The 3,537-nt window shown below is 44.8% G+C and carries 3 protein-coding genes and 2 pseudogenes; 2 read left to right on the top strand and 3 right to left on the bottom strand.

Annotated elements, in window-relative coordinates; genetic code table 11:
- Together RH88_RS00090 and RH88_RS00085 are read left to right on the top strand one after the other, a co-directional pair.
- Nucleotides 1-247 (top strand): annotated as a pseudogene (locus RH88_RS00090) (ISAs1 family transposase); the annotation flags it as partial.
- A gap of 96 nt (nucleotides 248-343) precedes the next feature.
- A complete protein-coding gene (locus RH88_RS00085; RefSeq protein ID WP_005592558.1) occupies nucleotides 344-1,045 on the top strand; it encodes a hypothetical protein in 702 nt (233 codons plus the stop codon).
- 180 nt (nucleotides 1,046-1,225) lie between these two features.
- On the opposite strand, the pseudogene istB reads toward RH88_RS00085, so the two are convergent.
- The 3 genes and pseudogenes from istB to RH88_RS00070 all read right to left on the bottom strand — a co-directional run.
- Nucleotides 1,226-2,010 (bottom strand): annotated as a pseudogene (istB, locus tag RH88_RS00080) (IS21-like element helper ATPase IstB).
- Nucleotides 2,007-2,945, bottom strand: coding sequence for an IS21 family transposase (gene istA / locus RH88_RS00075; RefSeq protein ID WP_005592552.1), 939 nt, complete (start codon nucleotides 2,943-2,945; stop codon nucleotides 2,007-2,009). The pseudogene istB and the gene istA overlap by 4 nt, the downstream one beginning before the upstream one ends.
- The coding region (locus tag RH88_RS00070) for an integrase core domain-containing protein (protein WP_005592550.1) at nucleotides 2,942-3,537 on the bottom strand (596 nt) is incomplete at its 5' end. The genes RH88_RS00070 and istA, both read right to left, overlap by 4 nt.

The following is a 3,537-nucleotide window of genomic DNA, read 5'->3' as shown; positions in this document are numbered from 1 at the left end:
CCGTGCCCACTGGGGCATTGAATCCATGCATTGGATTTTAGATGTCAGTATGGATGAAGATGCTTGTCAGATTTATAGAGAAAACGCTGCTGAAAACATGGCAGCATTAAGACATATGGCACTGAACATGCTCAGAGCAGAGTCAACCAAGATTAGTGTACCGATGAAACAGAAGCGGTGCATGATGAAGCTCGCCTACTTGGAACAAGTTCTTATTGCTGGATTTTCATCAATGGATAAATATTAACCATTCATGCGGACGCCCTGGTGTGATATATGGTTACCTCTTTACGTTTACGCTTTGACGTGTTTGAATTCTGTAAATTTAATCTAAGGCGCGAACATGACCACTACATCAGATATCAAAAAACAAGTCGTTAAGGCTTGTGAAACTTTGTACCAAACTGGCGGTGTTGAGCTGAAGAAGATCACTGGTCGTCTTGTGGCCAAAGATACCAATCTTTCACATACTGCTGTAATTCCTTATGTAAAAGAGTGGCGTGAGGAACAATATAAAATCGAATCTGACGAGCTTAAAAAAACGTCTATGAGTGATGTACTGGTTAAAGCATTACATCAAGAGATCAACACTCGAATACTTTCGCTTAATGCTTTACGTGATGATGAAATGGAAGTGAATCGGATTGAACTAGAAGGAGCTCAAGAGAGTGCAGCGGAGCTTTTACAAGTTAATGACATACTTGATGTGAAGTTGGCCGAAGCGACTACTAAAAATGTTCAGTTGGAGCGTGAGCTGGCTACTAAGACTCAGGAAGTGACTAACCTTGAAGCTACAATGTCACGAGTTCAGGCTGAAAAAGAGGATGATTTGAAAGCGGCTGATCGCTCTTATGCTGAACTAGAGGGGACATTAGCCGAACTGGTCGCCAGTCATCAAGCGATCATTGAAGAGTTGAAATACCAGCATCAGCAAGCGTTAATAGAGTTGAAATCTGAACATACTCAACGTATCGCGGAACTAAGCAATGTTCATAATGACAATGCAGAAGAACTGAAACTATTTCATATGTCAATCCAAGAGTAGTTACGCGCTGATATCGACAAATTATCGAACAGTCTAAGTGAAATGACGGCACAATATTCTTCTAAATCAGAAGCCATCGGCCAGTTACGAGTTGAGCTTGAGGTGTCAACGCCGACTTAAAACTGACCCACTTTACGGCGTTATCGCCGATCTAAAACTGACCCACCCACATAGTTAAGATCACTTATTTCCAGTGTCTAATATTGCTGGTAGGACACCTGCTGCTTTTTTGCCTTTTAGTCGATAACTCTCGCCACTGATCTGAACGATATGAGAGTGATGTAATAAGCGGTCAAGCAAGGCTGCCGTTAGAGTCGTATCATCAGCGAATGCATTAGACCATTGTGAGAATGGTAAATTACTCATCACGATAATACTGCCTTGTTCGTAGCGCTTAGCTATGACGTTAAAGAACAAGTTTGCTTCCTCCCTACCGAATGGGTGATAGCCGATTTCATCGACGATTAACAGCCTCGGTGCCAGTACACTTCTTTTAAGGTAGCTCTCCAGTCTGCCCTGTTTCTTTGCTGTGGCGAGCTGTAACATTAAGTCTGCCGCCGTGACGAAGCGAGTTTTAATGCCTTTTTGCACCGCCATTTGACCAAGACTCACAGCTAAGTGGCTCTTGCCAACACCACTTGGCCCAAGCAAGACAATGTTTTCTTTTCGCTCTATAAAGGCAAGCCCCGTAAGCTCACGAAGTTGGTTCTTCGGTGCACCAGTTGCGAATGCAAAATCATATTCTTCGAAGGTTTTCTGCATTGGGAAGCCAGCGAACTTCATCAGTGCTGCTCGTGTTTTTCTGCCCTAGCTTCCAGCTCTACATTCAGTAGCGATTCTAAAAAGTCCCCAAGGCTCTGCTCGTTGTTTAGCGTTGTTTTGGCTATTCCAGCCCATTCATTACTTATCGCGTTGAGCTTTAGGGATTCACAAGCCGCTTCGATGCGAGTCATCTGTATGTTCATACTCTCACCTCCAACAGCGCATCATAAGTAGATAAAGGATGTTGAAAGCTTTCTATCGGCACAACTGACTGGCGAACGGGTAATGGGCTAAATGAGCACTCAGCAATCGGCAGTGACAGTAGTGCGAACCGTTCTTCCTCAAGCAAGACCTGAGGCTTAGCATTCGTTGTCCCATGTATTCTTTGGTGCGCCACGGTTTCTAGCCATGCGCCAATACGACCGTTAGCCACATCAACGCTTAAATCGAGGCCATGCTGTTTGAGTGTCGCCGCCAGTGGTGTGATAAAACTGCTTTTGAGGTAGGAGTTAAAGCGTTCTACTTTCCCTTTTGTTTTCGCTCGATAGGGGCGACAAGCTTTTGGCTTAAAACCATATTTCTTTGCGGTAGCAAGTAACTGCGGGTTCCAGCGATGTTCTCCATCACCATAAGCATCTCGCTCGATCATGATGGCTTTTGCGTTATCGAATAGTACCTCTTTGGGTACGCCTGCGAAGAATTCAAATGCTTGTTCAAGCCCCTGAATCCAGTCTTCTTGACGCTCTCGTTCAGAGAACTTAACAAAGGTGGCGCGGCTATAACCTAGTGTCGCTACGAACGATTTTATGCGTTTTCCGTGGCGTGAGATGGTGGTGAAGTCGACCTGCATCTGTTGTCCAGGTTCCGTTTCGAAACGAACAACAGGATCATAATTAGGTGCTGGTTTGTATTGTTTTATATGCTCTTTGAGCATCGTAACACCATCCTCATAACCCAATACTTTTATCTCCCGCAACAACACGGTTGCAGGTATCCAGTGTGGCTTTGCCGCTTCGATTCGTTCGAATAGGTACGCTTTATAGGGCGAAAGTTTGGTCGAGACTGGCTCTCGCTTTGAGTAGTTAGGAACAGACGCGGCGTTTTTCAAGCTAGTTGTCACTACTTGACTAATTATCAAGCAGCTTCTTTTTCTGGGTTCAGGTGAACTTCTCCGATTGGTTCGCAGTTACGTATTTTTCCTGACCAACGCTCTGGTTTTGCTTCGCGGTGTGCCATTAGCACCTTTGCTCTTTTCCTTAAAATCTCTGCATCCTTTCCACTATGTCGCTCAGAAGGTGTCACGTAATTCAGGCGACTATGTTTATGCACGGTGTTGTACCAGATTACAAAGCTTTCTACCCAAGAACGGCCTCGTTCAAGACTTTCGAACCCCTTTGATGGCCAGTTTGGGACATATTTCAGCGTGCGGAACAGTGACTCTACATACGGATTATCATCGCTCACACGAGGACGACTGTAAGATGATGTAATGCCAAGCTCCTCCATTTTTGCCTTGAACGTCAAAGATTTCATTGGCGCACCATTATCTGAGTGCAACACCAACGCTTGATTGAAGCATTGCTCCCGCATCAGCGTACGCTGAAGTAGTTGAGATGCCATCTCTCCACACTCTCGGTCATAGACTTCATACCCGACGATTTTTCGACTGTAGATATCTTCAATGAGGTAAAGGTAATAATGTTGTCCACGAACACCCGAAGGCAGATACG

Source organism: Vibrio scophthalmi LMG 19158 (assembly GCF_000222585.1).
Classification (GTDB): Bacteria; Pseudomonadota; Gammaproteobacteria; order Enterobacterales; family Vibrionaceae; genus Vibrio; species Vibrio scophthalmi.
Note: the sequence above shows the minus strand (reverse complement) of the source record. Positions and strands in the feature narration are given on the sequence as shown.

Bases quoted from the DNA above. Each gene is read 5' to 3' on its own strand.
- RH88_RS00085 (WP_005592558.1), top strand. From the start codon at position 344: ATGACCACTACATCAGATATCAAAAAACAAGTCGTTAAGGCTTGTGAA.